26 protein-coding genes are annotated in these 25,926 nt (G+C 55.2%); 10 read left to right on the top strand and 16 right to left on the bottom strand.

The genetic code is table 11. The features are described from left to right. Positions 1–57 precede the first annotated feature (57 nt). Positions 58–693, bottom strand: a complete 636-nt coding sequence (gene yfhb / locus AC007G_RS24005; RefSeq protein ID WP_032686471.1) for a phosphatidylglycerophosphatase C — start codon at positions 691–693, stop codon at positions 58–60. Between the two features lie 218 nt (positions 694–911). Between yfhb and AC007G_RS24000 the strand changes: the two genes are divergently transcribed. Together AC007G_RS24000 and AC007G_RS23995 are read left to right on the top strand one after the other, a co-directional pair. Then, positions 912–1,760, top strand: coding sequence for a MurR/RpiR family transcriptional regulator (locus tag AC007G_RS24000; RefSeq protein ID WP_032695564.1), 849 nt, complete (start codon positions 912–914; stop codon positions 1,758–1,760). Between the two features lie 56 nt (positions 1,761–1,816). Continuing rightward, positions 1,817–2,077: a YfhL family 4Fe-4S dicluster ferredoxin gene (locus tag AC007G_RS23995; RefSeq protein WP_142630885.1), complete on the top strand. Its 261-nt coding sequence runs from the start codon at positions 1,817–1,819 to the stop codon at positions 2,075–2,077. Between the two features lie 18 nt (positions 2,078–2,095). Here AC007G_RS23995 and acpS read toward each other — a convergent pair whose 3' ends face one another. From acpS to rpoE, 11 genes are all read right to left on the bottom strand, one after another. Beyond that, a complete protein-coding gene (acpS, locus tag AC007G_RS23990) occupies positions 2,096–2,476 on the bottom strand; it encodes a holo-ACP synthase (protein ID WP_004866442.1) in 381 nt (126 codons plus the stop codon). Next, positions 2,476–3,207, bottom strand: coding sequence for a pyridoxine 5'-phosphate synthase (gene pdxJ / locus AC007G_RS23985; protein ID WP_032686469.1), 732 nt, complete (start codon positions 3,205–3,207; stop codon positions 2,476–2,478). The genes acpS and pdxJ overlap by 1 nt, the downstream gene beginning before the upstream one ends. 8 nt (positions 3,208–3,215) lie before the next feature. Next, positions 3,216–3,959 (bottom strand): DNA repair protein RecO, encoded by a 744-nt coding sequence (recO, locus tag AC007G_RS23980; protein ID WP_032686559.1) that lies wholly within the window; start codon positions 3,957–3,959, stop codon positions 3,216–3,218. A 131-nt stretch (positions 3,960–4,090) separates the two neighbouring features. Then, on the bottom strand, positions 4,091–4,996 hold the full coding sequence (gene era, locus AC007G_RS23975; protein WP_004866448.1) for a GTPase Era: 906 nt from the start codon (positions 4,994–4,996) through the stop codon (positions 4,091–4,093). Continuing rightward, a complete protein-coding gene (rnc, locus tag AC007G_RS23970) occupies positions 4,993–5,673 on the bottom strand; it encodes a ribonuclease III (protein WP_004866451.1) in 681 nt (226 codons plus the stop codon). Before rnc ends, era begins: the two co-directional genes overlap by 4 nt. Before the next feature lie 295 nt (positions 5,674–5,968). Next, on the bottom strand, positions 5,969–6,943 hold the full coding sequence (gene lepB / locus AC007G_RS23965) for a signal peptidase I (protein WP_032686467.1): 975 nt from the start codon (positions 6,941–6,943) through the stop codon (positions 5,969–5,971). A gap of 14 nt (positions 6,944–6,957) precedes the next feature. Further along, on the bottom strand, positions 6,958–8,757 hold the full coding sequence (gene lepA / locus AC007G_RS23960; protein ID WP_004866454.1) for a translation elongation factor 4: 1,800 nt from the start codon (positions 8,755–8,757) through the stop codon (positions 6,958–6,960). 186 nt (positions 8,758–8,943) lie between these two features. Then, entirely contained in the window at positions 8,944–9,423 is a 480-nt protein-coding gene (gene rseC, locus AC007G_RS23955; protein ID WP_032686466.1) for a SoxR-reducing system protein RseC, read from the bottom strand. Continuing rightward, a complete protein-coding gene (gene rseB / locus AC007G_RS23950) occupies positions 9,420–10,376 on the bottom strand; it encodes a sigma-E factor regulatory protein RseB (RefSeq protein ID WP_032686465.1) in 957 nt (318 codons plus the stop codon). Before rseB ends, rseC begins: the two co-directional genes overlap by 4 nt. Further along, entirely contained in the window at positions 10,376–11,026 is a 651-nt protein-coding gene (gene rseA, locus AC007G_RS23945; RefSeq protein ID WP_004866460.1) for an anti-sigma-E factor RseA, read from the bottom strand. Before rseA ends, rseB begins: the two co-directional genes overlap by 1 nt. Before the next feature lie 31 nt (positions 11,027–11,057). Further along, a complete protein-coding gene (gene rpoE, locus AC007G_RS23940) occupies positions 11,058–11,633 on the bottom strand; it encodes an RNA polymerase sigma factor RpoE (RefSeq protein WP_004866461.1) in 576 nt (191 codons plus the stop codon). Positions 11,634–12,054: 421 nt separating this feature from the next. Between rpoE and nadB the strand changes: the two genes are divergently transcribed. Further along, positions 12,055–13,674 carry an L-aspartate oxidase gene (nadB, locus tag AC007G_RS23935; protein WP_128319762.1) on the top strand — a complete coding sequence of 540 codons (1,620 nt, stop codon included), beginning with the start codon at positions 12,055–12,057 and terminating at the stop codon, positions 13,672–13,674. On the opposite strand, the gene trmN is transcribed toward nadB, so the two are convergent. After that, positions 13,659–14,396 carry a tRNA(1)(Val) (adenine(37)-N(6))-methyltransferase TrmN gene (gene trmN, locus AC007G_RS23930; protein ID WP_142630884.1) on the bottom strand — a complete coding sequence of 246 codons (738 nt, stop codon included), beginning with the start codon at positions 14,394–14,396 and terminating at the stop codon, positions 13,659–13,661. The genes nadB and trmN overlap by 16 nt on opposite strands. Before the next feature lie 131 nt (positions 14,397–14,527). Here trmN and srmB point away from each other — a divergent pair, with 131 nt between their 5' ends. Then, the gene (gene srmB / locus AC007G_RS23925; RefSeq protein ID WP_004866469.1) at positions 14,528–15,853 is read left to right on the top strand and encodes an ATP-dependent RNA helicase SrmB; all 1,326 of its coding nucleotides are present in this window, start codon (positions 14,528–14,530) and stop codon (positions 15,851–15,853) included. Between the two features lie 48 nt (positions 15,854–15,901). Here srmB and grcA read toward each other — a convergent pair whose 3' ends face one another. Then, positions 15,902–16,285 carry an autonomous glycyl radical cofactor GrcA gene (gene grcA / locus AC007G_RS23920; protein WP_004866471.1) on the bottom strand — a complete coding sequence of 128 codons (384 nt, stop codon included), beginning with the start codon at positions 16,283–16,285 and terminating at the stop codon, positions 15,902–15,904. 316 nt (positions 16,286–16,601) lie between these two features. Here grcA and ung point away from each other — a divergent pair, with 316 nt between their 5' ends. Next, a complete protein-coding gene (ung, locus tag AC007G_RS23915) occupies positions 16,602–17,291 on the top strand; it encodes a uracil-DNA glycosylase (protein WP_032686462.1) in 690 nt (229 codons plus the stop codon). Positions 17,292–17,357: 66 nt separating this feature from the next. Here ung and AC007G_RS23910 read toward each other — a convergent pair whose 3' ends face one another. Then, positions 17,358–18,428 carry a tRNA/rRNA methyltransferase gene (locus tag AC007G_RS23910; RefSeq protein ID WP_032686461.1) on the bottom strand — a complete coding sequence of 357 codons (1,071 nt, stop codon included), beginning with the start codon at positions 18,426–18,428 and terminating at the stop codon, positions 17,358–17,360. A 203-nt stretch (positions 18,429–18,631) separates the two neighbouring features. On the opposite strand from AC007G_RS23910, the gene trxC reads away from it, so the two are divergent. From trxC to AC007G_RS23885, 5 genes are all read left to right on the top strand, one after another. Beyond that, positions 18,632–19,057, top strand: a complete 426-nt coding sequence (trxC, locus tag AC007G_RS23905; RefSeq protein ID WP_032686460.1) for a thioredoxin TrxC — start codon at positions 18,632–18,634, stop codon at positions 19,055–19,057. Between the two features lie 70 nt (positions 19,058–19,127). After that, entirely contained in the window at positions 19,128–19,826 is a 699-nt protein-coding gene (tapT, locus tag AC007G_RS23900; protein WP_142630883.1) for a tRNA-uridine aminocarboxypropyltransferase, read from the top strand. A gap of 35 nt (positions 19,827–19,861) precedes the next feature. Then, positions 19,862–22,519 (top strand): bifunctional acetate--CoA ligase family protein/GNAT family N-acetyltransferase, encoded by a 2,658-nt coding sequence (locus tag AC007G_RS23895; protein WP_142630882.1) that lies wholly within the window; start codon positions 19,862–19,864, stop codon positions 22,517–22,519. Positions 22,520–22,633: 114 nt separating this feature from the next. Next, the gene (gene pssA / locus AC007G_RS23890; RefSeq protein WP_032686457.1) at positions 22,634–23,989 is read left to right on the top strand and encodes a CDP-diacylglycerol--serine O-phosphatidyltransferase; all 1,356 of its coding nucleotides are present in this window, start codon (positions 22,634–22,636) and stop codon (positions 23,987–23,989) included. Between the two features lie 41 nt (positions 23,990–24,030). Then, on the top strand, positions 24,031–24,354 hold the full coding sequence (locus AC007G_RS23885; protein WP_032686456.1) for a YfiM family lipoprotein: 324 nt from the start codon (positions 24,031–24,033) through the stop codon (positions 24,352–24,354). Between the two features lie 2 nt (positions 24,355–24,356). Here the strand turns inward: AC007G_RS23885 and AC007G_RS23880 are convergent, their stop codons facing one another. Beyond that, complete coding sequence (locus AC007G_RS23880; protein WP_032695568.1) at positions 24,357–25,655, bottom strand: MFS transporter; 1,299 nt, start codon at positions 25,653–25,655, stop codon at positions 24,357–24,359. Positions 25,656–25,926: the final 271 nt, after the last annotated feature.

Raw genomic sequence — 25,926 nt, 5'->3', positions numbered from 1 at the left:
CGGGCACTCCTGCGGAAAAAGCGGGCCGCATTATACATGGCCGACAGACATTGCACACTATTCTAACTGGTGGAGATCGCCCTGCGGGGTGACCCGCCAGCGGTGCTGGCAAAAATGAAGCAGCGGATTATCCTGCTCGCTATCGCTATAGCCGCTGTACAGCTGCAGCGGCGCACCGATCTTCTGCTCCAGTTGCACCACCTTTTCATGACCCAGACAGCGTAGCGACAGCCCCCAGCCTCCGCAGCGACGTTCCATCCGACTGGCGATGATGTTCACCCTGGGCAACCAGGCGGTATCCCCGTAGACCTGTTCCACCAGCGATTGCGGCGATCCGGTAATCAGCCAGACCTCAGCATCGCGCCGGGTAAGGTAGTCCGACAACCGGGCCTGCACCACCGGAAAGGCCGTCACGCGCTGGCGAAACCAGCGGACAAAATCGGCCTCAAGGCGTTTTAACCGGCGCTCACTGCGCCCGAAGGTCGATGCCCACAGCAGCAGGCTCATTGGCCAGCGCGCCGCCCGGCCGTTTACCGCCAGTCCTGCCAGGATAACCGGCAACAGCGGTACAACCAGCAGCAGATTCAGGGGCTGGTGACGCAAGACGTAGCGTAAGAAGCTGCCGAACATATCCTGTTGATGCAAGGTTCCATCGAGATCAAAAAAAACCACTCGCTGCGTGCTGCTCTTCAAACCGGACCTCTTTTTATCGAATTTTGTCTCTGATACCGCTAGCTTAACAGTCTTGTGCCATGAACAGAGAAAACATCCGCCGACGTTAAGCCTGGGTTGAGGCAGTTCCTCTGCCGTGAATAAATCTCAGCGGTAGAATTTTTAATTCGCCGCAATCCTCTTATAATCGAATACAAAATTCTTTCAGCAGAGGGCGAAGGTTGTCCTGAGGAAAACCGATGAACTGTTTAATCCGCATCCGCCAGCGCTACCCGTCGCTGGCAGCAAGCGATAAGAAGCTGGCAGACTTTATTCTGGCTCAGCCGGACCAGACCCGCCACCTCAGTTCGCAACAGCTGGCAGGCGAGGCAGGCGTCAGCCAGTCCAGCGTTGTGAAATTCGCGCAGAAGATGGGGTTTAAGGGTTTCCCGGCGCTGAAGCTGGCATTAAGTGAAGCGCTGGCCAGCGCGCCCGATCCTCAGTCGGTGCCGGTGCATAACCAGATCCGCGGCGACGATCCGCTGCGCCTGGTCGGCGAGAAACTGATTAAGGATAACGTGGCCGCCATGCACGCCTCGCTGGATGTGAACAGCGAGGAGAAGCTGCTGGAAGCCGTGGCGCTGCTGCGTAATGCGCGCCGGGTGATTATTACCGGTATTGGCGCATCCGGCCTGGTGGCGCGTAATTTCAGCTGGAAGCTGATGAAGATCGGCATTAACGCGGTTGCCGAACAGGATATGCATGCCCTGCTCGCCACCGTACAGGCCATGTCGTCAGACGATCTGCTGTTAGCCATCTCCTACTCTGGCGAACGTCGTGAAATCAATATGGCCGCCGGAGAAGCGCTGCGCGTGGGCTGTCGGATCCTGGCGATCACTGGCTTCACCCCCAACGCCCTGCAACAGCAGGCCACGCAGTGCCTGTATACTATCGCCGAAGAACAGGCGACCCGCAGCGCGGCGATCTCCTCCACCAGCGCGCAGATGATGCTCACCGATCTGCTGTTTATGGCGCTGGTTCAACAGGATCTGGAACATGCGCCGGAGCGAATCCGCCACAGCGAAGCGCTGGTGAAAAAACTGGTGTGAGCAGAAAATGGGCGTATAATGCCCGCCCTGTTTGTGTTGTTTCTGAGAATTTCCTGATGGCGCTGTTAATCACCAAAAAATGCATCAACTGCGATATGTGCGAACCGGAATGCCCTAACGAGGCCATTTCGATGGGTGACAGCATTTATGAAATTAACAGCGACCGCTGCACGGAATGCGTGGGCCACTATGAAACGCCCACCTGCCAGAAAGTGTGCCCGATCCCGAATACGATTCTGAAAGACCCGGCACACGTCGAAAATGAAGAACAGCTGTGGGACAAATTCGTGCTAATGTATCACGCGGACAAAATCTGATGCCGCGAGCAGCGGGCGCTAACTCTCCACGATAACCGTCGCACAAGCGTAATGACGCTCATCGGCCAGCGTCACGTGAATGCTTCTGACTCCCAGACGCTCCGCCAGATTCTTCGCCTCGCCCCACAGCCGTAGCTTAGGCTTGCCCAGTTCGTCGTTGTAAACTTCAAACTGATTAAAAGCCAGACCGTTACGGATACCGGTCCCCAGGGCTTTCGCCGCCGCCTCTTTCACCGCAAAACGCTTCGCCAGAAAACGAACCGGCTGCTGGTGCTGTGCCCATATCGCCCACTCGTTGTCGCTGAGAACCCGCCGGGCGAGACGATCGCCGCTGCGGGCAATCACCGCTTCAATACGGGCAATTTCAACAATATCGGTGCCCAGCCCCAGAATAGCCATTACGCGCGCGCTTCCTGCATCAGGCGTTTCATCTCGGCAACCGCCTCTTTCAGGCCGCTCATCACCGCACGACCGATGATCGCGTGGCCAATGTTCAGCTCATGCATCTCCGGAATGCGGGCGATCGCCTGCACGTTATGGTAGGTCAGGCCGTGACCGGCATTGACCTTGAGGCCAAGACTCGCGGCATAAGTGGCCGCCTTCGCGATCCGCTCAAGCTCTGTTGCCTGCCGGGCGTCGGTTTCGGCATCCGCATAGCAACCGGTATGGATTTCGATATACGGCGCGCCGACGTCCGCCGCAGCCTTAATTTGCTCCTCATCGGCATCGATGAACAGCGAGACCAGAATACCGGCATCGGCAAGACGGGTGCAGGCATCGCGCATTTTGTCGCGCTGACCCGCGACATCCAGACCGCCTTCCGTCGTCACCTCCTGACGTTTTTCCGGCACCAGACAGCAGAAGTGCGGTTTGGTCTCACAGGCGATGGTCAGCATCTCTTCGGTGACCGCCATCTCCAGGTTCATGCGGGTATCCAGCGTCTGGCGCAGGATACGAACATCGCGGTCGGTAATATGACGGCGGTCTTCGCGCAGGTGCACGGTAATTCCGTCGGCGCCAGCCTGCTCGGCGATAAAGGCCGCCTGCACCGGATCCGGATAGGCAGTACCGCGCGCGTTACGCAATGTCGCAATATGGTCAATATTGACCCCTAACAGTAATTCAGCCATGACAATCCTCATTGATCGTTATTCGTTTTATCTGCTGCCCGCGCCGCGCGGGCGGGCATAAACTGGCGAAACAGCTCCCGGCTCTTTAGCGGTTTACCGCCAAGATACGGTTTCAGGGCGATACGGGTAAAGCGCTTTGCGGCACGTAGCGCATCGCTATCCGGGAACTCACGGTTAGCCAGCGCCTTCAAATGGTGCCCGGTAAAGGTGTTGTTATCAATAACCACGCTGGCAATAAACCCTTTTTCTTCACGGTAGCGATAGGTCATGGTGTCATCCACGGCTTCGCCGCTGCCGGCGCAGTGGAGGAAATCAACGCCATAGCCCAGGTGTCCCAGCAGCGCCAGTTCAAAACGGCGCAACGCCGGCTCTGGCGTACCGCTTGCGCCAGCCAACGCCTGCAGGCAATGCAGGTAATCGAAAAAGAGTTCGGAGAAGCGCGTTTCATGTTCGAGCACGCGGGACAGCAGTTCATTGACATACAGCCCGCTGTAAAGCGTGATGCCGCTAAGAGGAAGAGCCAATGAAACGGCTTCGGCGCTGCGTAGCGTTTTCACTTCGCCACGACCGCCAAAGCGCAGGAGTAAGGGGGTAAAAGGCTGGAGGGCGCCTTTGAGGTTGGAGCGTCTGGAACGTGCGCCTTTTGCTACCAGGCGCACGCGACCCGACTCTTCCGTGAAGACATCCAGCATCAGGCTGGTTTCGCTCCAGGGACGACTATGCAGAACGAAAGCGCGCTGCCAGCCTTCCATCATACGCGTCGTCTTTCAGGTTGCAGGTGCGTTGGCCGCACCTTTTCAGCCGAATCACTGACTAAAGTCAGCTCCCGGGGACTCACGGTGTTGCCGCCGGCCTGCACCACGAAAGCCATGGTGTGTCAAACTCAGAGATCGTCAACGTAACCGAGGCTGCGCAACGCGCGCTCGTCGTCGGCCCAGCCGGATTTGACCTTCACCCACAGTTCAAGGTGTACCGGCGCTTCAAACATATCCTGCATGTCTTTACGCGCTTCAATCCCGATAGTTTTGATTTTGGCGCCTTTGTTGCCAATCACCATCTTCTTCTGACCTTCACGTTCAACCAGAATCAGACCGTTAATATCATAACCGCCGCGTTCGTTGGTCTGGAAACGCTCGATCTCAACCGTCACCGAATACGGCAGCTCGGCGCCAAGGAAACGCATCAGCTTTTCACGGATGATTTCAGAGGCCATAAAGCGCTGTGAGCGGTCGGTAATATAATCTTCCGGGAAGTGATGAATAGCTTCCGGCAGATGTTTGCGTACGATCCCGGCGATGGTATCGACGTTCATGCCTGTTTCCGCAGAAATCGGCACGATATCGAGGAAGTTCATCTGGCTTGCCAGGAACTGCAGGTGCGGCAGCAAATCAGCCTTCTCCTGCACGTTATCCACTTTATTGACCGCCAGGATCACCGGCGCTCTGGCATCACGTAATTTGCCCAGCACCATTTCGTCATCGGCCGTCCAGCGCGTGCCTTCGACAACGAAAATCACCAGCTCAACGTCGCCAATCGAGCTGCTCGCCGCTTTGTTCATCAGGCGGTTGATCGCACGTTTCTCTTCCATATGCAGGCCCGGGGTATCAACATAAATTGCCTGATACGGCCCTTCGGTATGGATACCGACAATGCGGTGACGTGTGGTCTGCGCTTTACGGGAAGTGATCGAAATCTTCTGCCCAAGCAGTTTGTTCAACAGCGTGGATTTACCCACGTTCGGGCGGCCAACAATGGCGACAAACCCACAATAACTTTTATCGATGCTCATTCCAGCTCCAGCTTTTTCAGCGCCTGTTCGGCGGCAGCCTGCTCCGCCTTGCGACGGCTGGAACCTGTGCCTACCACCGGTTCACTCAGGCCACTGACCTGGCAGTGGATAGTAAATTCCTGATCGTGTGCTTCACCGCGCACCTGCACTACCAGATAGGAAGGCAGCGGCAGGTGGCGACCTTGCAGGTACTCCTGCAAACGAGTCTTTGGATCTTTTTGCTTATCGCCTGGGCTGATTTCGTCCAGACGAGTTTGGTACCAGGTGAGAATCAGGCGCTCAACGTTCTGGATATCGCTGTCGAGGAATACCCCGCCAATCAACGCTTCAACGGTATCTGCCAGAATAGACTCGCGACGGAAGCCGCCGCTTTTCAACTCACCCGGGCCAAGGCGCAAACACTCACCCAGTTCAAACTCGCGGGCGATCTCCGCCAGCGTGTTGCCTCGTACCAGCGTTGCGCGCATGCGGCTCATATCGCCTTCGTCCACCCGAGGGAAACGATGATAGAGCGCATTCGCGATCACAAAACTCAAAATTGAGTCACCTAAAAATTCCAGGCGCTCATTGTGTTTGCTGCTGGCACTGCGGTGAGTTAATGCCTGTTGCAACAGCTCCTGATGATGAAAAGTGTAGCCCAGCTTCCGTTGAAGCCGATTAATTACGATGGGGTTCATGCTTTACCAATAAATGAATGCGTCAAAAATGCAGCACACGAAACCGACCTGGGCAGCCCTGTCCCCATTTAGATTGCCTGTGCGCTTGCCTGCCGCCTTTCTGCAACCCAAATTATTCAGAGTAAAATCAACCAACGCGGTTTCGTGTGCAGTGTCACTCTTACGAGAGACAACCAAAACTTCGGGGGGATATTCTATACGCAACGACAATAGATGTCGTTAGTTTGAATGGATTTAAATATTAAATAATTCACGCTGCCAATATTGCAGCGGCAGCGTGAATTAGGCAGGGAAATTACTGAATGCTACCAATACGCGATAAACGCACGCCGGTCGGCCATTCACCTTCTTGTTTTTCGAAGCTCATCCAGATGGCCGTGGCTTTACCCACCAGGTTGGCCTCTGGCACAAAGCCCCAGTAACGGCTGTCGGCGCTGTTATCGCGGTTGTCGCCCATCATGAAGTAATGACCCGGCGGCACGATCCAGGTGGCCAGCGGCAGGCCGGACTGGCGGTAATACATGCCAACCTGATCCTGAGCAATCGGCACGGTCAGAATGCGGTGAGTCACCTCACCCAGCGTCTCTTTGCGCTCGGTCAGACGAATACCGTCAGCCTTGCTTTCGCCTTTCGGCAACTGCCAGAAGCCGCTGGTCGCTTCCCCGCCGTTCTGACGAGAGAAGGTCTGGACGAAATCGCTGGGCTCAACGTTGGAGTAAGTTACCGGCAGTGCGTTGCCGCATGCCTGACCGGAACTGCAGCCCGGCTGGATAGTGACCTGTTTTGCTACCGGATCGTAGGTGATCTTATCGCCCGGTAAGCCAACAGCCCGCTTAATGTAATCCAGACGCGGATCTTCCGGGTATTTAAACACCACGATATCGCCGCGTTTCGGATGGCCGGTTTCGATCAGCGTTTTCTGGTAGATCGGATCTTTGATGCCGTAGGCAAACTTCTCAACCAGAATAAAATCGCCAATCAGCAGGGTTGGCATCATCGAACCTGACGGGATTTGAAACGGCTCATAAATAAATGAGCGTACCACCAGGACGATCGCCAGCACCGGAAATACCGAGGCTCCCGTTTCCAGCCAGCCCGGTTTCGGACCGACTTTCTTCAACGTTTGCTTGTCGAGGCTATCACCGGTCGCTGCCTGAGCAGCGGCCTGACGTTCACGACGTTTTGGTGCAAAGATGAATTTATCCAGGCACCACAAAAGCCCCGTCACCAGGGTTGCAATCACCAGGATCAGGGCAAACATGTTCGCCATGCCAACTCCTTAAATTATTTTCCGTCTTTACCGACGTGCAGAATGGCGAGGAACGCTTCCTGCGGCAGCTCAACGTTACCCACTTGCTTCATACGTTTCTTACCGTCTTTCTGCTTCTGCAGCAGCTTTTTCTTACGGCTGACGTCACCGCCGTAGCATTTCGCCAGGACGTTTTTACGCAGCTGTTTGACGGTGGAACGGGCAATAATGTGGTTGCCGATAGCCGCCTGAATCGCGATATCGAACTGCTGGCGTGGGATCAGCTCTTTCATCTTCTCCACCAGCTCACGACCGCGGTACGGCGCATTATCGTTGTGGGTGATCAGCGCCAGCGCATCTACACGCTCGCCGTTGATCAGCACGTCCACGCGCACCATGTTGGATGCCTGGAAGCGTTTGAAGTTGTAATCCAGCGACGCGTAGCCACGGGAGGTGGACTTCAGGCGGTCAAAGAAATCGAGCACCACTTCCGCCATCGGAATTTCATAGGTCAGCGCAACTTGTTTACCGTGATAAACCATGTTGGTCTGCACGCCACGCTTCTCAATACACAGCGTGATGACGTTGCCCAGGAACTCCTGCGGCAGCAGCATGTGGCATTCCGCGATCGGCTCACGCAGCTCCTGAATGTTATTCAGCGGCGGCAGCTTGGACGGGCTATCGACATAGATGACTTCTTTCGACGTAGTTTCCACTTCGTAGACAACCGTCGGCGCGGTGGTAATCAGATCCAGGTCGTATTCGCGTTCCAGACGCTCCTGGATGATTTCCATGTGCAGCAGGCCGAGGAAGCCACAGCGGAAGCCGAAGCCCAGCGCCGTGGAACTTTCCGGCTCATAGAACAGAGACGCATCGTTCAGACTCAGTTTACCGAGCGCATCACGGAAGGCTTCATAATCATCGGAGCTCACCGGGAACAGACCGGCATACACCTGCGGTTTCACTTTCTTAAAGCCTGGCAGGGCCTTGTCCGCCGGGTTACGTGATGTCGTCAGGGTATCCCCAACCGGCGCGCCGAGGATATCTTTAATGGCGCACACCAGCCAGCCTACCTCGCCGCATTTCAGCTCAGTACGGTCAACCTGTTTTGGCGTAAAGATCCCCAGTCGATCGGCGTTATAGACCTGACCGGTGCTCATCACTTTAATTTTGTCGCCTTTGCGCATCGTGCCGTTTTTGATACGCACCAGCGAAACCACGCCAAGATAGTTATCGAACCAGGAGTCGATGATCAGCGCCTGCAGCGGGGCATCCGCATCACCTTCCGGCGGCGGGATATCACGCACCAGACGTTCCAGAACATCGGGAACGCCGACGCCGGTTTTCGCCGAGCAGCGCACCGCATCGGCCGCATCGATACCAACGATGTCTTCGATTTCATCGGCTACGCGCTCCGGATCGGCAGCTGGCAGGTCGATTTTGTTGAGCACCGGCACCACTTCCAGATCCATTTCCATGGCGGTATAGCAGTTGGCCAGCGTCTGAGCTTCTACCCCCTGACCCGCATCGACCACCAGCAGCGCACCTTCACATGCGGCGAGCGAACGTGACACCTCATACGAGAAGTCGACGTGCCCCGGGGTATCGATGAAGTTCAGCTGGTAAGTTTCGCCGTTGGTCGCCTTGTAATCCAGGGTGACGCTTTGCGCCTTAATGGTGATGCCACGCTCGCGTTCAAGATCCATGGAGTCCAGTACCTGGGCTTCCATTTCACGATCGGAAAGGCCACCGCAAATCTGGATGATACGGTCAGACAACGTCGATTTACCGTGGTCGATATGAGCGATGATTGAAAAGTTACGTATATTCTTCATATTTAGAGTTAATTATGCCTTACGCGTATCATGAGGCCGCTGTTCTGTGCCTGACGTTTTTTAATCCGAAAACGCCGCATTCTACACTACATCCGCGAAACCAGGAAATGCTCTTACCAGCAGCATAACCGTAGCAAATGATGTGTTCAGGCGGGGGTAATAAATCAAAAATAAAGGCCAGTGGAATCACTGGCCTGGTTCTGAAGAGGGTGTCTCTACACGCACCAAATCTGGCGGCAGGCCAACGCTAATAATAACGGGCTGCCACGACTGGCGAGCGGCTAATCCGGGCGAAAGCCCGCGCGCCACCAGAAATCCGCCGACGCCGCCGAGTAGCGCACCGCACAGCGAAGCGAAATCATTGGCAAACAAGACCTGAAAAACAGACGCCATAACAAACAGTCCAACCAGCGGCGCCATATAAACTAAAACCGCCGAGCCCAGCAGGCTGCTTTCAGCAATCCCCAGCTCGACTTTTTGCCCGGCGGACAGCGGCTGTTCGCTGGGAACGCTGATCGTGTGGCTGGTTTGCGGCCCCAGCTTGTTCAGCACCCGACTGCCGCAGCCAGCGCGCGAGGCGCAGCTGCTGCACGAGGCTTTCACGTCACAGTGCACTTGCGCCATACCGTTATGCCAGGAGACGACCGTGGCCCACTCTTTAATCATTGCACAGCCCTGAATTTGATGCTGTCGGAGATGCGTTTAGCCGTTTGCGGCGGCAGTTCGCCAACCACGGTTATCTCGGCGTTATCCCGTACCGTCGTGCTCACGGTACGACGCCCGGTACGCAACAGCTGATCGCTGCTGTTTGCCGAGGCGCGATTCACGTTAATCGAGAAGCTAAACAGCCCATCAGAATACAGGCGGGATTCAACCGGACCATCAAAGGTCGGCAGACGGCGCTGACTGCTGGAGACTTCGGAAACGCCCTGCGGTAGCCAGGCCGGCGCCCAGTTAAAGTTGGCTTTATCGCCCCCTTCCGGCACCGACAGCTGAGGAGGCAGACTGGCTTTCGCTAATGTCTCCATGCTGCTGCTGACCTTATCGCCAACGTTAAAGGATACGACCCGGAACTGCTCCAGCGTTTCCCCGTCGCGGTCAAGCAAATCGACGCGCATGGGCAGTTTGGTTTCCGCATCCAGCCAGACGATATAGCTATAGCGCGTACCGTCCCGCGCGACGACGCGAATCACTTCGCAAAGTCTGTCGGCAATACGGGTTCGCCCAACGGAGATAAAATCGTAGTAGGCAGCCAGTCGCTTAAAATCGGTGTAGGCCAGCGAGGGTAACGAATCGACGATATAGTCGCCGTTCAGCGTGAACGGATCGAGCCCCGGTTCAAAATAGCTGATTTCATTACCGCGCAGTACAACTTCCCGGCGTGGGCCATCGAGTTGTAAAAGCTGGGCAAGAGGTTGATTGTTCAGCCGCGCGTGACGATAACGCAGCGACTCAACGCCCTGTTTGTTGATGCTGACGAAAGACAGCTCATAATTGAGGGACTGGCTGGCCAGGTTCATTTGCTGCAACAACGCCCCGGACGATGTATCAGCCGAGGCGTTGACAGAGAAGAACAGGCTGCCTGCCATGAGCGACATGGCACACCAAAGTTGCTTCATTACTGCGATTGCGTTCCTAAAGTTTGATAGCCTGGCACCTGAACAGCGGCTTGCTGAGTCTGGGCCTGACCAAACTGCAGCTGTTCTGCGTGCAGGCGACGCTGCAATTCATAGTCCTGCAGCATAGCATTAATACGGCGGCGCTGTTCTTGCACCTGAGCCTGCTGGCCGCTTCCTGCGGAAGCATCAGCCGGAACGCCAAGACTTACCGGGCTGGCTTTACCCATCATCGGCATGGTGTTGAAGACAGGCGCTTCGGGCTGCTGAGCTGATTCGCTATGCCCATTATACTGCTGGACGCCGACGATAACCGCAAGCGAAACGCACGCCGCAACCCCCATCTGAGTCAGAGAACTGGCCCACGGGCGGACTTTCTGCCAGAAAGGCATCTGACGCCACTGATGTGGTGCTGGCTGAGATTCAGGAATAAGCGGCACCGCCTGACGAACGGGCTCGTTCTCAATGGCGGCCATGACGCGGGCTGAGATATCAAAATGGAGCATCTCAGCGGTATCGCCTCGCAGCGAATCACGGATGAGATGGTAGCTCTCCCAGGTCTTTTGCATTTCAGAAGAACGGCTCAGCTCATTGAGCAGCTCGTTATCCAGCGTTTCACCATCCATTAAGGCCGAAAGTTTTTCTTTCTGCATGCCTGATACCCTTTTCAGTATTCCGCTATCGTCAACGCCTGATAAGCGGTTGAACTTTATTATCAATAGCTTCTCGTGCCCGGAAAATGCGTGAACGTACCGTTCCTACCGGGCAATCCATGATAGCGGCTATCTCTTCATAGCTCAGGCCATCCAGCTCCCGCAACGTGATTGCCATGCGTAAATCTTCCGGGAGTGATTCAATGGTACGAAAAACTATTTGTCTCAGTTCTTCTGACAACATTAAGTTCTCAGGGTTCGAAATTTCTTTCAGCGCCCCACCACTTTCGAAGTTTTCTGCCTCATTGGCGTCAACATCGCTGGACGGTGGGCGGCGTCCCTGAGCTACCAGATAATTCTTCGCCGTATTTACGGCGATGCGATATAACCAGGTATAAAAAGCACTATCCCCCCGGAAGGACTCCAGCGCGCGCCATGCTTTTACGAACGATTCCTGAACAACGTCAGGAATATCGCCCGGTGGCACATAGCGGGAGACCAGGCTCGCGACCTTATGCTGATAGCGCACCACCAGCAAGTTAAACGCTTTCTGATCTCCTTTCTGGACCCGTTCGACGAGGACCTGATCCGTTAACTGCTCGCTCATCCGAGGTAATGTCTCCCCAAACCCAATTCCCATGCGTCTTCAAAGCACTACCCAATCACTGCAATATGAGCAAGCAGACGATTGGAGTGTCTGAAAACAATAAAGTTCCGTTACGCCTTTGATTTTTGTCTGGCAACGGCGGACGATTTGTTATCTCTCATTATATGTCCCGCAACTCAACGCCAGGTAAGATGATGAAGAAAAAGCGTAAGGTCCGCCAGAAGGGTAACGTAACATCGCTTTTATTTCACTATAAAATCTGAAGCTAACGATCTGCTTCGCAAATATTTTCTTTCGTTTACCCTGCTCCGTCCCAGCCGCTTATGTTTAGTTTCCACAACGACCAGTAAAAAAAATGTACGATTTATCACGGCCTGGTGCTATTGTGGCAAAAATGTGTTTAGTAAATTAAACAAAGACAATGAATACGACTCCTGACTTCTCCTGTGATGTGCTGATTATCGGCAGCGGCGCTGCCGGTTTATCCCTTGCGCTACGTCTGGCGGAGCACAGCTCCGTCGCCGTACTGAGCAAAGGCCCCGTCAGCGAAGGTTCAACGCTCTACGCGCAGGGCGGTATTGCCGCCGTTTTTGATGAAACCGACAGCGTGGAATCTCACGTTGAAGATACGCTCATCGCCGGGGCCGGCCTGTGCGATCGCCATGCTGTCTCTTTCGTCGCCAGCAACGCCAGACCTTGCGTGCAATGGCTTATCGACCAGGGTGTGCTGTTTGATACTCAGACCCAGGCCAACGGCGAACAGAGCTACCACCTGACCCGTGAAGGCGGCCATAGCCATCGCCGTATCCTCCACGCTGCCGATGCCACCGGTAAAGCGGTGGAAACGACGCTGGTTGGCAAGGCGCTTGCGCACCCGAATATTCGTATTCTGGAGCGGAGTAACGCCGTCGATTTGATCATTTCCGATAAAATCGGCCTGCCGGGGACACGGCGTGTGGTTGGCGCCTGGATCTGGAACCGGAATAAAGAAAAGGTTGAGACCTGCAGCGCGAAATCCGTGGTGCTGGCCACCGGCGGGGCGGCGAAAGTCTATCAGTACACCACCAATCCGGATGTCTCCTCCGGCGATGGTATTGCTATGGCCTGGCGCGCCGGCTGTCGCGTGGCCAACCTCGAATTCAACCAGTTTCACCCCACCGCCTTGTACCATCCACAGGCGCGCAATTTCCTGTTAACCGAAGCATTACGCGGCGAAGGCGCATACCTGAAACGTCCGGACGGTACCCGGTTTATGCCCGATTTTGACGAACGTGGCGAGCTGGCCCCACGAGATATCGTCGCCCGTGCGATTGACCATGAGATGAAACGCCTCGGCGTCGATTGTATGTATCTCGACATCAGCCATAAGCCTGAAGCCTTTATCCGTCAGCATTTCCCGATGATCTACGAAAAACTGCTCGGCCTGGGTATCGATTTGACAAAAGAGCCTGTACCGATTGTCCCCGCCGCCCACTATACCTGCGGCGGCGTAATGGTTGATGACAACGGACGTACCGATGTTGACGGGCTGTATGCAATTGGCGAAGTGAGCTATACCGGGCTGCACGGGGCTAACCGCATGGCGTCAAATTCGCTGCTCGAATGCCTGGTCTACGGCTGGTCCGCCGCCGAGGATATTCTCCAGCGCATGCCGCTGGCCCAACCGGTTAACGGCCTGCCGTCCTGGGATGAAAGTCAGGTTGAGATCCCCGATGAACTGGTGGTGATTCAACATAACTGGCACGAGTTGAGACTGTTGATGTGGGACTATGTGGGGATTGTCCGCACCACCCGTCGGCTGGAGCGTGCGCTACGACGAATCACCATGTTGCAGCAGGAGCTCGACGAATATTACGCCCGCTTCCGCGTGTCGAACAATTTGCTGGAGTTGCGCAATCTGGTACAGGTGGCCGAACTGATCGTGCGCTGCGCCATGCAACGTAAAGAGAGCCGCGGGCTACACTATACCCTGGATTATCCGGAACAACTTGCGGATAGCGGCCCGTCAATTCTGTCACCTCTGGCTCACATAAAGAGGTAAAAATCCTGGGTCAGGGCAGTAAACCCTTCGGAGTATTGCTGCTCAGGCCCACGGACAATCAGCCGATCGCTGAAACACTCCCCCTCGGTCGGCGAGAAAGCCAGCAGTACGCGGTGCGGCGGGCGCATTTCCGTCTCCGCGACATCGGTGCGTAAACGCAGATGCCAGCCCATGGTTTGGGCACGTTGAACAAACGTATTGCCAATATCCACCGGTAACACCACGCAGAAAAAGCCCTCTTCGGTAATCAACTCTGCGGCGCAGGTTAAGAGCGTGACGTGATCGAGCGTCGTCGTATATCGCGCCTGTTCGCGCTGCGATGTTGCGCAGGGCACACCTTCTGCAAAAAAAGGCGGGTTGCTGACAATCAGTTCATAACGTCGGGTTTGCGCAGGTTGCCACCGTTGAATATCCCCCAGATGCACCTGGATCCGCGCCCCCCACGGGGAGGTTGCCACGTTTTCGCGCGCCTGCGCCGCGGCCTCTTCATCGAGTTCTACCGCATCCAGCATGACCCGATCGTCGGTTCTCTGAGCCAGCATTAAAGCCAGCAAACCGCTACCGCTCCCGATATCCAGCACGTGTTTTACTTGCGCAATCGGCGCCCACGCGCCAAGCAGAATGCCGTCGGTGCCCACTTTCATCGCACAGCGGTCGTGGGCAACAAAGAACTGTTTAAACGTAAAACCATTGCGCGGCAGCGCAAACTTCGACTGAGACATCCTGAATAACCTTGCGAACAAAAACTCCTGAGACTGAAGCTATGCACAATACCGGAGAACAGATAGCCTTACAAACAGATGAACATTACGCCCGTAACGTCTATAATCGTCGGTCCACTCAGAGGTAGATCATGACTGTAACGACTTTTTCCGAACTTGAACTCGACGAAAACCTTCTGGAAGCCCTCCAGGAAAAAGGTTTCACACGCCCGACAGCCATTCAGGCCGCCGCTATTCCGCCTGCGCTTGATGGCCGTGATATTCTCGGTTCAGCCCCGACAGGTACCGGTAAAACAGCGGCGTATCTGCTGCCAGCGTTGCAGCACCTGCTTGATTTCCCGCGTAAGAAGTCGGGGCCGCCGCGTATTCTTATCCTGACGCCGACCCGTGAGCTGGCGATGCAGGTTGCCGACCATGCCCGTGAGCTGGCCGCACACACGCATCTGGACATTGCCACCATCACCGGCGGCGTCGCATACATGAACCACGCGGAAGTCTTCAGCGAGAACCAGGATATTGTGGTCGCCACCACCGGCCGACTGCTGCAATATATTAAAGAAGAAAACTTCGACTGCCGGGCGGTCGAAACGCTGATCCTCGATGAAGCGGACCGTATGCTGGACATGGGCTTCGCTCAGGATATCGAGCACATTGCCGGTGAAACCCGCTGGCGTAAGCAGACCATGCTGTTTTCCGCGACCCTCGAAGGCGATGCGATTAAAGACTTTGCCGAGCGCCTGCTGGAAGAGCCCGTTGAAGTTTCCGCCAGTCCCTCCACGCGCGAACGTAAGAAAATTCACCAGTGGTACTATCGCGCCGATGACATTAAGCATAAAACCGCGCTACTGGTTAACCTGCTGAAACAGCCGGATGCGACCCGCTCTATCGTCTTTGTGCGTAAGCGCGAGCGCGTTCATGAACTGGCATCCTGGCTGCGCGAAGCGGGAATCAATACCTGCTGGCTGGAAGGCGAAATGGTGCAGGCAAAACGTAACGAAGCAATCAAACGTATGACCGACGGCCGTATGAATGTGCTGATTGCCACCGACGTCGCTGCCCGCGGGATAGATATTCCGGACGTTAGCCATGTTTTCAACTTCGACATGCCGCGCACGGCTGATACCTATCTGCATCGTATCGGACGCACCGGCCGCGCGGGGAAAAAAGGCGTTGCCATTTCTCTGGTTGAAGCCCATGACCATCTGCTGTTGGGTAAAATTGGCCGCTATATCGACGAGCCGCTCAAAGCGCGCGTTATTGATGAACTGCGCCCGACAACCCGTGCACCGAGCGAGAAGCTGACCGGTAAGCCGTCCAAAAAGGTACTGGCTAAACGCGCCGAGCAGAAAAAAGAGAAAGATAAAGAGAAACCGCGAGTGAAGAAACGTCACCGCGATGCCAAAAATATTGGCAAGCGCCGTAAACCAAGCGGTAGCGCGGGTGAAAATCAGCAGTAACAAAAAAAACGCCGGGATATCCCGGCGTTTTTATATTTAAGCGTCGACTTACAGGCTTTCAGTAAAGGTACGGGCGATAACGTCGCGCTGCTGTTCTGGTGTCAGGGAGTTAAAGCGCACCGCGTAGCCGGAGACACGAATAGTCAGCTGCGGGTATTTTTCCGGATGTTCAACCGCATCCAGCAGCGTTTCGCGACGCAGCACGTTAACGTTCAGGTGCTGACCACCTTCTACGCGGACTTCCGGTTTCACATCGAGCGGAATTTCGCGGTATTCGATTTCACCCAGTTTATTGACCGCAACCACGTCATCTTCAGCAAAACCCCCTTTGGCACACAGGCAGCGGGCTTCGCCTTTTTCGCTGTCCAGCAGCCAGAAAGAGTTCAGCAGGTCGTCGTTTGCAGCTTTAGTAATTTGGATACCAGTAATCATTTGATGCCTCCCTTAGGCAATATTTATTCGTTTTCTTGGCCCGTTCCCGGCCAATTGGTAAAACCATTGTTGTCTGAGTGTATGTATATCAGCCAAACAACCGGCATTCATTGACTTAAATCAATAAAAACCACGTAATAAAAATGGGTATAGGAGGATATTATTGTTTTACATCAAGTTACGCCAGAGCCAATGCAAAATATTTTTGTAAATTTTCAATTTTTTTTGCATACAAAACGTCAGTCAGACACCGTGGATTTTGTTATGCAGAAAGAAGCAGTTAAGCTATAGCGATGACACTTTGCAGGAGAGCAAGATGACCACCCCATTGACCTGGCACGACGTGCTGGCGGAAGAGAAGCAGCAGCCCTATTTTGTGAATACCCTCAAAACTGTCGCCGAAGAGCGCCAGTCGGGCATGACGATTTATCCGCCGCAAAAAGATGTCTTCAATGCCTTTCGTTATACCGAACTTGGCGATGTCAAAGTGGTTATTCTTGGGCAAGATCCTTATCACGGCCCCGGACAGGCCCACGGCCTGGCCTTCTCCGTGCTTCCGGGGGTTCAGACGCCGCCATCGCTGTTAAATATGTATAAAGAACTGGAAGGGACGATCCCGGGATTCAGCCGTCCGACGCACGGTTACCTGGAGAGCTGGGCGCGACAGGGGGTGCTGCTGCTCAATACGGTCCTGACGGTGCGGGCGGGTCAGGCCCATTCGCATGCCAGCCTTGGCTGGGAAACCTTTACCGATAAGGTCATTTCATTGATCAACGAACATCGGGAAGGGGTGGTGTTTTTACTGTGGGGCGCCCATGCCCAGAAAAAAGGGGCGATTATCGACAGGCAACGTCATTGCGTGCTGAAAGCACCGCATCCTTCGCCGCTTTCTGCCCATCGCGGCTTCTTTGGTAGTAATCACTTCGTCCAGACTAATCAGTGGCTGGCCGAGCGCGGCGAGTCTCCCATTGACTGGATGCCGGTATTACCGGCCGGGGATGCCTAGCCTTCGCCTTTCGCAGCAACAAAAATGCCAGCGTAGCGCTGGCATTTTTTCAGCTGAACCCGGCCATCAGGCCTTGTTCTGACGCCACCACTCGGCCAGCAATACGCCGGTCGCCACGGAGACGTTCAGGCTTTCTACATTGCCGGTACCTTCAATGGCAACGTTAAGATCGGCACTGGAGATCGCCGCATCAGACAGGCCATCACGCTCCTGACCTAATGCCAACACCATTTTCTTCGGCAGCTCAGCCTTATGCAACGGCGTACCGTTGTGGCTGGAGGTCGAAACAATGGCGTAGCCCGCTTTGCGGAACTGCTCCAGAGTGTCGATAAAGCTGTCGCCGGTGATCGGTTCGACGTGTTCTGCACCACCCTCTGCGGTACGGATTGCCGCGCCAGATTCCAGCATGCCAGCATCCTGCACCACTACACCCTTCACACCAAAATGCGCACAGCTACGCATGATCGCGCCGAGGTTGTGCGGGTTACCGACATCTTCCAGTGCCAGAACGCAATCTTCGGCATCGGCTTTGGCGACCCACTGAGCCACCGAGGTACCGTTACGTTTCTTAATCAGGAAGCAAACGCCGCCGTGGTGTTCAGTGCCGGAGGCTTTTGCCAGCTCAGCTTCATCAACCACGTGATAGGCTTTGCGGTTCGCCGCCATCCAGCGCAGCGCTTCTTTGAAACGTGGGGTGACGCTCTGGACAAACCAGGCGCGAACAATCGCTTCCGGACGGCTCTGGAACAGCGCCTGACAAGCATTCTCACCGTAAACGCGGGTCTCTTCCGCGCGCTGACGACGTAATACTTCCGGATCGATAAAGCTTTTACCGCTGATCCCGCCGTGATCCGGCTTCACCGCCGCATCATCGTTTGGTGCACGCGAGACGGTACGCCACGGAGAAGAGCTATCACGATCGAAATCATCGCGTTTACGATCGTCACGTTTGCGGTCATCACCGCGGCTGTTACGTTCGTCGCGGGCAGGGCGGCTACGGCCGTCAACACGAGATTTTCCTGGGCGCCCTCCCCCTTTCCCGGTACGCGGGTTATGGGTGCGTCTGTCAGAATCATCATCACTGCGGACATACATCACTTTGACCTTGCCGCTTTTATTTTTCAGTTCGTCGCTCATCAATTTTCTCCACCTGCGCTGCGCGAAGCGCGAAGATTACCCGATGTGTCACCGCTGCGCCATGATTTCGTTTAAAAGATAGGGTCTATCGTATTCATCGAACAAAACGCATTGTTGTTTAATAGCTGCTAATCGATAATATGTAACATTAAAGAAACAAATCGGCCACGTGCCACGCTGCAACCCATAACCAGAGGTTAGTTATGAATACCGTTTGTGCCAGTTGTCAGGCTCTGAACCGCATCCCCGACGATCGTAGTGCCGATGGCGCTAAATGCGGACGCTGCGGCCACGATCTTTTTGACGGCGACGTCATCAACGCGACCGGGGCAACGCTGGATAAACTACTGAAGGACGATCTGCCCGTTGTTGTCGATTTCTGGGCGCCATGGTGCGGTCCTTGTCGTAATTTTGCGCCGATCTTTGAAGACGTCGCAGAAGAACGCAGCGGCAAGATGCGCTTCGTAAAAGTGAACACCGAAGCAGAACGCGAGCTGAGCGCGCGTTTCCGCATCCGCAGCATTCCAACCATTATGATGTTTAAAAAAGGCGAAGTCATCGACATGCTTAACGGCGCGGTACCAAAAGCACCGTTCGACAGCTGGCTCAATGAGGCCAACGCGCAGTAAACCTACCGGGGCACAGCTTGTGCCCCTTTTTCACCTCTGCGACAATGGCGTTTTTTCTTAGCGACCCTTTATGATTGATAACGCCGTCCTTCGCCTTCGTGCCGAACGCCTCGCTCGCGCGACCCGGCCTTTTCTCGCGCGTGGTAACCGAGTCCATCGCTGCCAACGCTGTCTGTTACCGCTGAAGCAGTGCCTGTGCGCGACCCTGACGCCTGCGCAGGCCACCAGCCGTTTCTGCCTGGTGATGTTTGATACCGAGCCGATGAAGCCCAGCAATACCGGTCGGCTAATCGCGGATATCTTACCGGACACCGAAGCCTTTCAATGGTCGCGAACCGAGCCGCCGCAGGCGTTACTCGATCTGGTCGCCAACCCGGATTACCAGCCCATGGTGGTCTTCCCGGCCTCGTATGCAGGTGCGGAACGCCTGGTGCTGAGCATCCCACCGGCGGGGAAACCACCGCTATTTATCATGCTCGATGGAACCTGGACGGAAGCGCGCAAAATGTTCCGCAAAAGCCCGTATCTGGATGCGCTTCCGGTTATCTCCGTCGATCTGTCACGCATCTCCGCCTATCACCTGAGAGAAGCCCATGCGCAGGGGCAGTACTGCACCGCCGAAGTCGCCATTGCGCTGCTCGACCTTGCAGAAGACCGCATGGCCGCGCGCGCGCTCGGGGACCACTTTAGCCTGTTCCGCACCCGCTATCTGGCGGGAAAAACGCAGCATAAGGGCAGCATCACAGCACAAATGGCAGAAAGCGTTTAAAATCATTCGGTCACTGGGGATCAAAGGAGACCGGTATGAGCCAACGAGGCCTGGAAGCACTGCTGCGGCCGAAGTCGATCGCCGTTATTGGCGCATCAATGAAACCACAGCGCGCCGGTTATCTGATGATGCGTAACCTGCTGGCCGGGGGGTTCAACGGCCCGGTCCTGCCCGTCACCCCGGCCTGGAAAGCCGTTCTGGGCGTGCTGGCCTGGCCGACTATCGATAGCCTGCCATTCACCCCGGATCTGGCCGTGCTCTGTACCAACGCCCGGCGAAACCCCGAGCTGCTGGATGCGCTGGGGCAAAAGGGGTGCAAGACCTGCATTATTCTCTCCGCCCCGCCGGAACAATATCCCGTACTACTCGAATGCGCCGCACGCTATCAAATGCGCCTGCTTGGCCCCAACAGTCTGGGCCTGCTTGCCCCCTGGCAGGGACTGAATGCCAGCTTTTCGCCGGTACCGATTCATCGCGGCAAGCTGGCGTTTATCTCCCAGTCTGCAGCGGTTTCAAATACCATTCTTGACTGGGCGCAGCAGCGCGAGATGGGCTTCTCGTACTTTATTGCGCTTGGGGATAGCCTGGACATTGATGTCGACGACCTCCTCGACTTCCTTGCCCGCGACAGTAAAACCAGCGCCATTCTGCTCTACCTTGAGCATCTGAGCGACGCCCGACGCTTCGTGTCCGCGGCGCGCAGTGCATCGCGTAATAAGCCGATCCTGGTGATCAAAAGCGGCCGCAGTCCCGCCGCGCAAAAGCTGCTCCATGTCAATTCGGGTATGGATCCGGCCTGGGACGCCGCGATTCAACGGGCGGGCTTACTGCGCGTGCAGGATACTCATGAGCTGTTCTCTGCGGTTGAAACCCTCAGCCATATGCGCCCACTACGCGGTGAGAAACTGATGATCATCAGCAACGGTGCCGCCCCTGCGGCGCTGGCGCTGGACGAACTGTGGCTACGAAACGGCAAGCTTGCCACTCTCAGCGAAGAGACCTGTGAAAAACTACGCCAGGCGCTGCCGGGCGGTATCGGCATCGCTAACCCGCTGGATCTCCGTGACGATGCCAGCAGCGAACACTATCTCAAGGCGCTGAACGTTCTGCTGGATAGCCAGGATTACGACGCCCTGCTGGTGATTCATTCCCCCAGCGCCGCCGCACCGGGAACCGAAAGCGCCCTCGCCCTGATCGACGCGCTGAAAAACCATCCGCGCGGTAAATATGTCACGGTACTGACGAACTGGTGTGGCGAATACTCTTCTCAGGAAGCCCGCCGCCTGTTCAGCGATGCAGGCTTGCCAACCTACCGCACGCCGGAAGGAACCATTACCGCTTTTATGCACATGGTGGAGTACCGACGTAACCAAAAACAGCTCCGGGAGACGCCGGTTCTGTCGGATACGGTGACCGCCAATACCGCAGAAGCCCATATGTTGTTGCAACAAGCGATTCGCGAAGGCGCCAGTTCGTTAGACACCCATGAAGTAAGTCCGGTATTGCACGCTTACGGGATCCACACCTTACCGACATGGATTGCCGCCGACAGCGCCGAAGCGGTGCATATCGCCGAACAAATTGGCTATCCGGTGGCTCTGAAACTGCGTTCACCGGATATTCCGCACAAATCGGAAGTTCAGGGCGTGATGCTCTATTTGCGTACCGCCACCGAAGTGCAACAGGCTGCGGATGCTATTTTCGACCGCGTGAAAATGGCCTGGCCCCGGGCACGGATTCACGGTCTGCTGGTACAAAGCATGGCCAACCGCGCCGGCGCGCAGGAGCTGAGGGTCGTCGTTGAGCACGATCCGCTGTTCGGTCCGCTGATTATGCTGGGTGAAGGTGGCGTCGAATGGCGCGCGGAAGATCAGGCCGCCGTCGCCCTTCCACCGTTAAATATGAACCTGGCTCGTTACCTGGTTATCCAGGCGATCAAAAGTAAGAAGATCCGTGGCCGCAGCGCGCTGCGCCCGCTGGATGTCTCTGGCCTGAGCCAACTTCTGGTCCAGGTATCAAATCTCATCGTCGATTGTCCGGAGATCCAGCGGCTGGATATTCACCCACTGCTCGCTTCGGGTAACGAGTTCACCGCGCTTGACGTCACGCTGGCCCTTGCCCCGTTTAGCGGCGACAGCGAAAGCCGGCTGGCAATACGTCCTTATCCGCAGCAGCAGGAAGAGTGGGTGGTGATGAAAAATGGCGAGCGCTGTCTGTTCCGCCCGATCCTGCCGGAAGATGAGCCGCTGCTTCAGGCCTTTATCGGTCAGGTAACGAAAGAAGATCTGTACTATCGTTATTTCAGCGAAATCAATGAATTTACTCATGATGACTTAGCCAATATGACGCAGATCGACTACGATCGAGAAATGGCGTTTGTTGCCGTGCGCACAAGCGCCGAGGGCAATGAGATCCTTGGCGTAACGCGAGCTATCTCCGATCCGGACAATATTGATGCCGAATTTGCCGTACTGGTTCGATCCGATCTGAAAGGGTTAGGTTTAGGCCGGCGGCTGCTGGAAAAGCTGATTGCCTACACCCAAAGCCACGGTCTGCAGCGGTTAAATGGCATCACCATGCCCAATAACAGAGGCATGATCGGCCTTGCCAGGAAGCTGGGGTTCGCGGTTGATATTCAGCTGGAGGACGGGATTGTGAGTTTGTCCCTGCAACTGGTACCACAACAATCATAAACTGGCGACCGCAATTGTTGACCACATTCGCGAACAGTAATGTTATTATTGCCCGCTTACGTCGTCTGCATGGTACAGAAGACCCTTCAATAAACAGAGAAGAAACGCACTGTGATGTTGTCAAAATTTAAGCGTAATAAACATCAACAACACCTTGCCCAACTCCCTAAGCTTTCTCAGTCAGTTGATGATATCGAGTTCTTTTACGCTCCTGCGGATTTTCGGCAAGCGTTACTGGCAAAGATAGCCCACGCCACCCAGCGTATTTGTATTGTTGCGCTCTATCTGGAGCAGGATGATGGCGGCAAAGGAATTCTGCAGGCACTTTACGATGCCAAGCGTCAGCGTCCGGAGCTAGATGTTCGCGTACTGGTTGACTGGCATCGCGCCCAGCGTGGACGCATTGGCGCAGCGGCAGCTAACACGAATGCCGACTGGTACTGTCGCATGGCGCAGGAAAACCCCGGCGTCGATGTCCCGGTTTATGGCGTGCCGGTCAATACCCGGGAAGCCCTCGGCGTGCTGCACTTCAAAGGTTTTATTATCGATGATTGCGTTCTGTACAGCGGCGCAAGCCTGAACGATGTCTATCTGCATCAGCATGATAAGTATCGTTACGACCGCTATCAGTGTATTCGCAATGGCAAAATGGCTGATGTGATGTTCGATTGGGTCGAGCACAATCTGGTTGAAGGCCGCGGTGTAAACCGTCTCGACAGCGCCGCTCGCCCGAAAAGCCCGGAAATCAAAAATGATATCCGCCAGTATCGCCAGGAACTGCGTGACAGCGGCTACCATTTCTCTGGCAATGCGGATGACGATCGGCTGTCGGTCACGCCGCTGGTCGGTCTGGGCAAATCGAGCCTGCTGAATAAAACCATCTTCCATCTTATGCCCTGCGCTGAGCGTAAGCTGACGATTTGTACGCCCTATTTCAACCTTCCGGCTCTTCTGGTGCGTAACATTATTCAGCTACTGCGTAGCGGGAAGCAGGTAGAGATTATCGTTGGCGATAAAACAGCGAATGACTTCTATATTCCTGAAGATCAGCCGTTTAAGATTATCGGCGCCCTCCCCTATCTGTATGAAATCAACCTCCGCCGCTTCCTCAGCCGACTGCAGTATTATGTTAATACTGACCAGCTGATCGTTCGTCTGTGGAAAGATGACGACAACAGCTATCACCTTAAGGGAATGTGGGTTGATGATGAGTGGATGCTGCTCACCGGTAATAACCTCAATCCGCGCGCCTGGCGCCTGGACCTGGAAAATGCGATTCTGATTCACGATCCGCAGCATCAGCTCGGCGCGATGCGTGAAAAAGAGCTACATCTGATTCGTCAGCACACGACGGTCGTTAAACACTATCGCGATCTGCAAAGCATTGCGGATTACCCGGTCAAGGTACGCAAACTGATTCGCCGCCTGAGGCGTATCCGTATCGACCGCTTGATCAGCCGTATTCTCTGAATATCTGCCCCGCATCGCCGGGGCTTTTTTCTGGAATGTGTATGCGTACTTTCATCATTATTGCCCCGTTGCTGCTCACCGGCTGTAGCCATATGGCGCATGATTCATGGAGTGGCCAGGATAAGGCCCAGCATTTTCTGGCCTCGGCGATGCTCTCAGCGGCCGGTAACGAATACGCCCAGCATCAGGGCTACAGTCGCGACCGAAGCGCGGCCATTGGCCTGATGTTTTCCGTCAGTCTGGGGGCTTCGAAAGAACTCTGGGACAGCCGCCCGGCAGGAAGCGGCTGGAGCTGGAAGGATTTCGCGTGGGATGTGGCCGGCGCCACGACAGGTTATGCCGTGTGGCAGCTGGCGCACCAGTAGACCTAAAGTCGTAATCCCTTGCCCTTACGATGCAGCATCAGAGATACCAGAAACGCAATCGCACTCATCACGGTGACGTACCAGTAAAAGACATGTTCAACTCCGACCGATTTTAGCGACAGCGCGACGTATTCCGCCGAGCCGCCAAACAGCGCATTTGCCACGGCATACGACAAGCCAACGCCTAAAGCGCGTACCTGAGCCGGGAACATCTCCGCCTTCAGAATACCGCTGATCGAGGTATAGAAACTCACGATCATCAACGCACAGATAACCAATCCAAATGCGGCATAGGGTGAGGTTACGCCCTGCAGCGCACTCAAGATCGGCACGGTAAAGAGCGTCGCTAATGAGCCAAAGCAGAGCATTGATGTCCGGCGACCTATTTTGTCTGATAGCGCGCCAAATAACGGTTGGGCCAGCATATAGACAAACAGTGCCGCAGTCATAATCACACTGGCTGTACCGGCGCTCATGCCCGCCGTATTGACCAGGTATTTCTGCATATAGGTCGTGAAGGTGTAAAAGCTTAACGACCCGGCGGCGGTGAAACCCAGGACCATCAGAAATGCTTTACGATTGCGCCATAATCCTTTGAAGGAGCCAGCCTCTTTTAATGCCCGCGTCTCCTGCTTAGATGTTTCATCCAGCTGGCGGCGTAACCACAGGGCCACAACAGCAAGTACCGCCCCAAGCGCAAACGGTATCCGCCATCCCCAGGCATGCAGCTGCGCATCGCTTAGAATTTGCTGTAGGGCCACCACCACAAGCACCGCCAGAAGCTGACCACCGATGAGGGTCACGTACTGGAATGAGGCATAGAAGCCTTTCTTGCCCTCTACGGCGACCTCACTCATGTAGGTTGCACTGGTACCGTACTCTCCCCCGACGGATATCCCCTGAAACAGGCGCGCCAGAAGTAATAATGCCGGCGCCCATGTGCCAATCGTCGCATAGCCGGGCAGGCAGGCAATCACCAGCGAGCCCATGCACATCATGCATACGGAAATGAGCATAGAGGCTTTGCGTCCGCGGCGGTCAGCAATACGACCAAACAACCATCCGCCAATCGGGCGCATCAGGAAACCCGCGGCAAACACACCGGCGGTTTGTAATAGCTGAGTGGTGGTGTTTCCGGAAGGAAAAAAGATATGGGCAAAATAGAGAGAGCAGAATGAATAGACATAAAAATCAAACCATTCAACCAGATTCCCCGAAGATGCACCTACAATCGCCCATATGCGGCGGCGGGTATCGCTTTGTTCCAGCGCTCCCCGTTCATTCATACTGCTTTCTGCCATTGTCATCCTGCTCCAGCAAAGACTGCAATCTGTCTTGTCGGGCGTGCCACGTCACTGAGACAAATCAATTAGTAAACTAAATGTTATATAATTGTTATTTATTTATATGTGATTAAACTCACATTTTTTTTCGTCGTGTGGTTTTCGGGATTAACGCTAAAGCATGAACGAGGATAAAGTGAAATATGGTGAGGTGGTGGCCACAGCAGGCTTTTATGTTGTATGAACAAACAGATAGATTGCTGCTGAGCGCCTGATCGCTTTGCATCTG

Source organism: Klebsiella sp. CSG-1 (genome assembly GCF_056521145.1).
The sequence above is the reverse complement of the archived record's forward strand: the minus strand, read 5'-3'. Positions and strand labels throughout refer to the sequence as shown.

What these genes read in the sequence shown, in the direction of transcription:
- pssA (WP_032686457.1), top strand. Translation starts at nt 22,634, where the DNA reads ATGTTGTCAAAATTTAAGCGTAATAAACATCAACAACACCTTGCCCAA.
- trmN (WP_142630884.1), bottom strand. Translation starts at nt 14,396, where the DNA reads ATGTCTCAGTCGAAGTTTGCGCTGCCGCGCAATGGTTTTACGTTTAAA.
- AC007G_RS24000 (WP_032695564.1), top strand. Translation starts at nt 912, where the DNA reads ATGAACTGTTTAATCCGCATCCGCCAGCGCTACCCGTCGCTGGCAGCA.
- era (WP_004866448.1), bottom strand. Translation starts at nt 4,996, where the DNA reads ATGAGCATCGATAAAAGTTATTGTGGGTTTGTCGCCATTGTTGGCCGC.
- AC007G_RS23895 (WP_142630882.1), top strand. Translation starts at nt 19,862, where the DNA reads ATGAGCCAACGAGGCCTGGAAGCACTGCTGCGGCCGAAGTCGATCGCC.
- AC007G_RS23880 (WP_032695568.1), bottom strand. Translation starts at nt 25,655, where the DNA reads ATGGCAGAAAGCAGTATGAATGAACGGGGAGCGCTGGAACAAAGCGAT.
- trxC (WP_032686460.1), top strand. Translation starts at nt 18,632, where the DNA reads ATGAATACCGTTTGTGCCAGTTGTCAGGCTCTGAACCGCATCCCCGAC.
- ung (WP_032686462.1), top strand. Translation starts at nt 16,602, where the DNA reads ATGACCACCCCATTGACCTGGCACGACGTGCTGGCGGAAGAGAAGCAG.
- pdxJ (WP_032686469.1), bottom strand. Translation starts at nt 3,207, where the DNA reads ATGGCTGAATTACTGTTAGGGGTCAATATTGACCATATTGCGACATTG.
- rseC (WP_032686466.1), bottom strand. Translation starts at nt 9,423, where the DNA reads ATGATTAAAGAGTGGGCCACGGTCGTCTCCTGGCATAACGGTATGGCG.
- lepB (WP_032686467.1), bottom strand. Translation starts at nt 6,943, where the DNA reads ATGGCGAACATGTTTGCCCTGATCCTGGTGATTGCAACCCTGGTGACG.
- srmB (WP_004866469.1), top strand. Translation starts at nt 14,528, where the DNA reads ATGACTGTAACGACTTTTTCCGAACTTGAACTCGACGAAAACCTTCTG.
- AC007G_RS23885 (WP_032686456.1), top strand. Translation starts at nt 24,031, where the DNA reads ATGCGTACTTTCATCATTATTGCCCCGTTGCTGCTCACCGGCTGTAGC.
- grcA (WP_004866471.1), bottom strand. Translation starts at nt 16,285, where the DNA reads ATGATTACTGGTATCCAAATTACTAAAGCTGCAAACGACGACCTGCTG.
- rseB (WP_032686465.1), bottom strand. Translation starts at nt 10,376, where the DNA reads ATGAAGCAACTTTGGTGTGCCATGTCGCTCATGGCAGGCAGCCTGTTC.
- recO (WP_032686559.1), bottom strand. Translation starts at nt 3,959, where the DNA reads ATGGAAGGCTGGCAGCGCGCTTTCGTTCTGCATAGTCGTCCCTGGAGC.
- lepA (WP_004866454.1), bottom strand. Translation starts at nt 8,757, where the DNA reads ATGAAGAATATACGTAACTTTTCAATCATCGCTCATATCGACCACGGT.
- AC007G_RS23910 (WP_032686461.1), bottom strand. Translation starts at nt 18,428, where the DNA reads ATGAGCGACGAACTGAAAAATAAAAGCGGCAAGGTCAAAGTGATGTAT.
- rnc (WP_004866451.1), bottom strand. Translation starts at nt 5,673, where the DNA reads ATGAACCCCATCGTAATTAATCGGCTTCAACGGAAGCTGGGCTACACT.
- tapT (WP_142630883.1), top strand. Translation starts at nt 19,128, where the DNA reads ATGATTGATAACGCCGTCCTTCGCCTTCGTGCCGAACGCCTCGCTCGC.
- AC007G_RS23995 (WP_142630885.1), top strand. Translation starts at nt 1,817, where the DNA reads ATGGCGCTGTTAATCACCAAAAAATGCATCAACTGCGATATGTGCGAA.
- rpoE (WP_004866461.1), bottom strand. Translation starts at nt 11,633, where the DNA reads ATGAGCGAGCAGTTAACGGATCAGGTCCTCGTCGAACGGGTCCAGAAA.
- acpS (WP_004866442.1), bottom strand. Translation starts at nt 2,476, where the DNA reads ATGGCTATTCTGGGGCTGGGCACCGATATTGTTGAAATTGCCCGTATT.
- nadB (WP_128319762.1), top strand. Translation starts at nt 12,055, where the DNA reads ATGAATACGACTCCTGACTTCTCCTGTGATGTGCTGATTATCGGCAGC.
- rseA (WP_004866460.1), bottom strand. Translation starts at nt 11,026, where the DNA reads ATGCAGAAAGAAAAACTTTCGGCCTTAATGGATGGTGAAACGCTGGAT.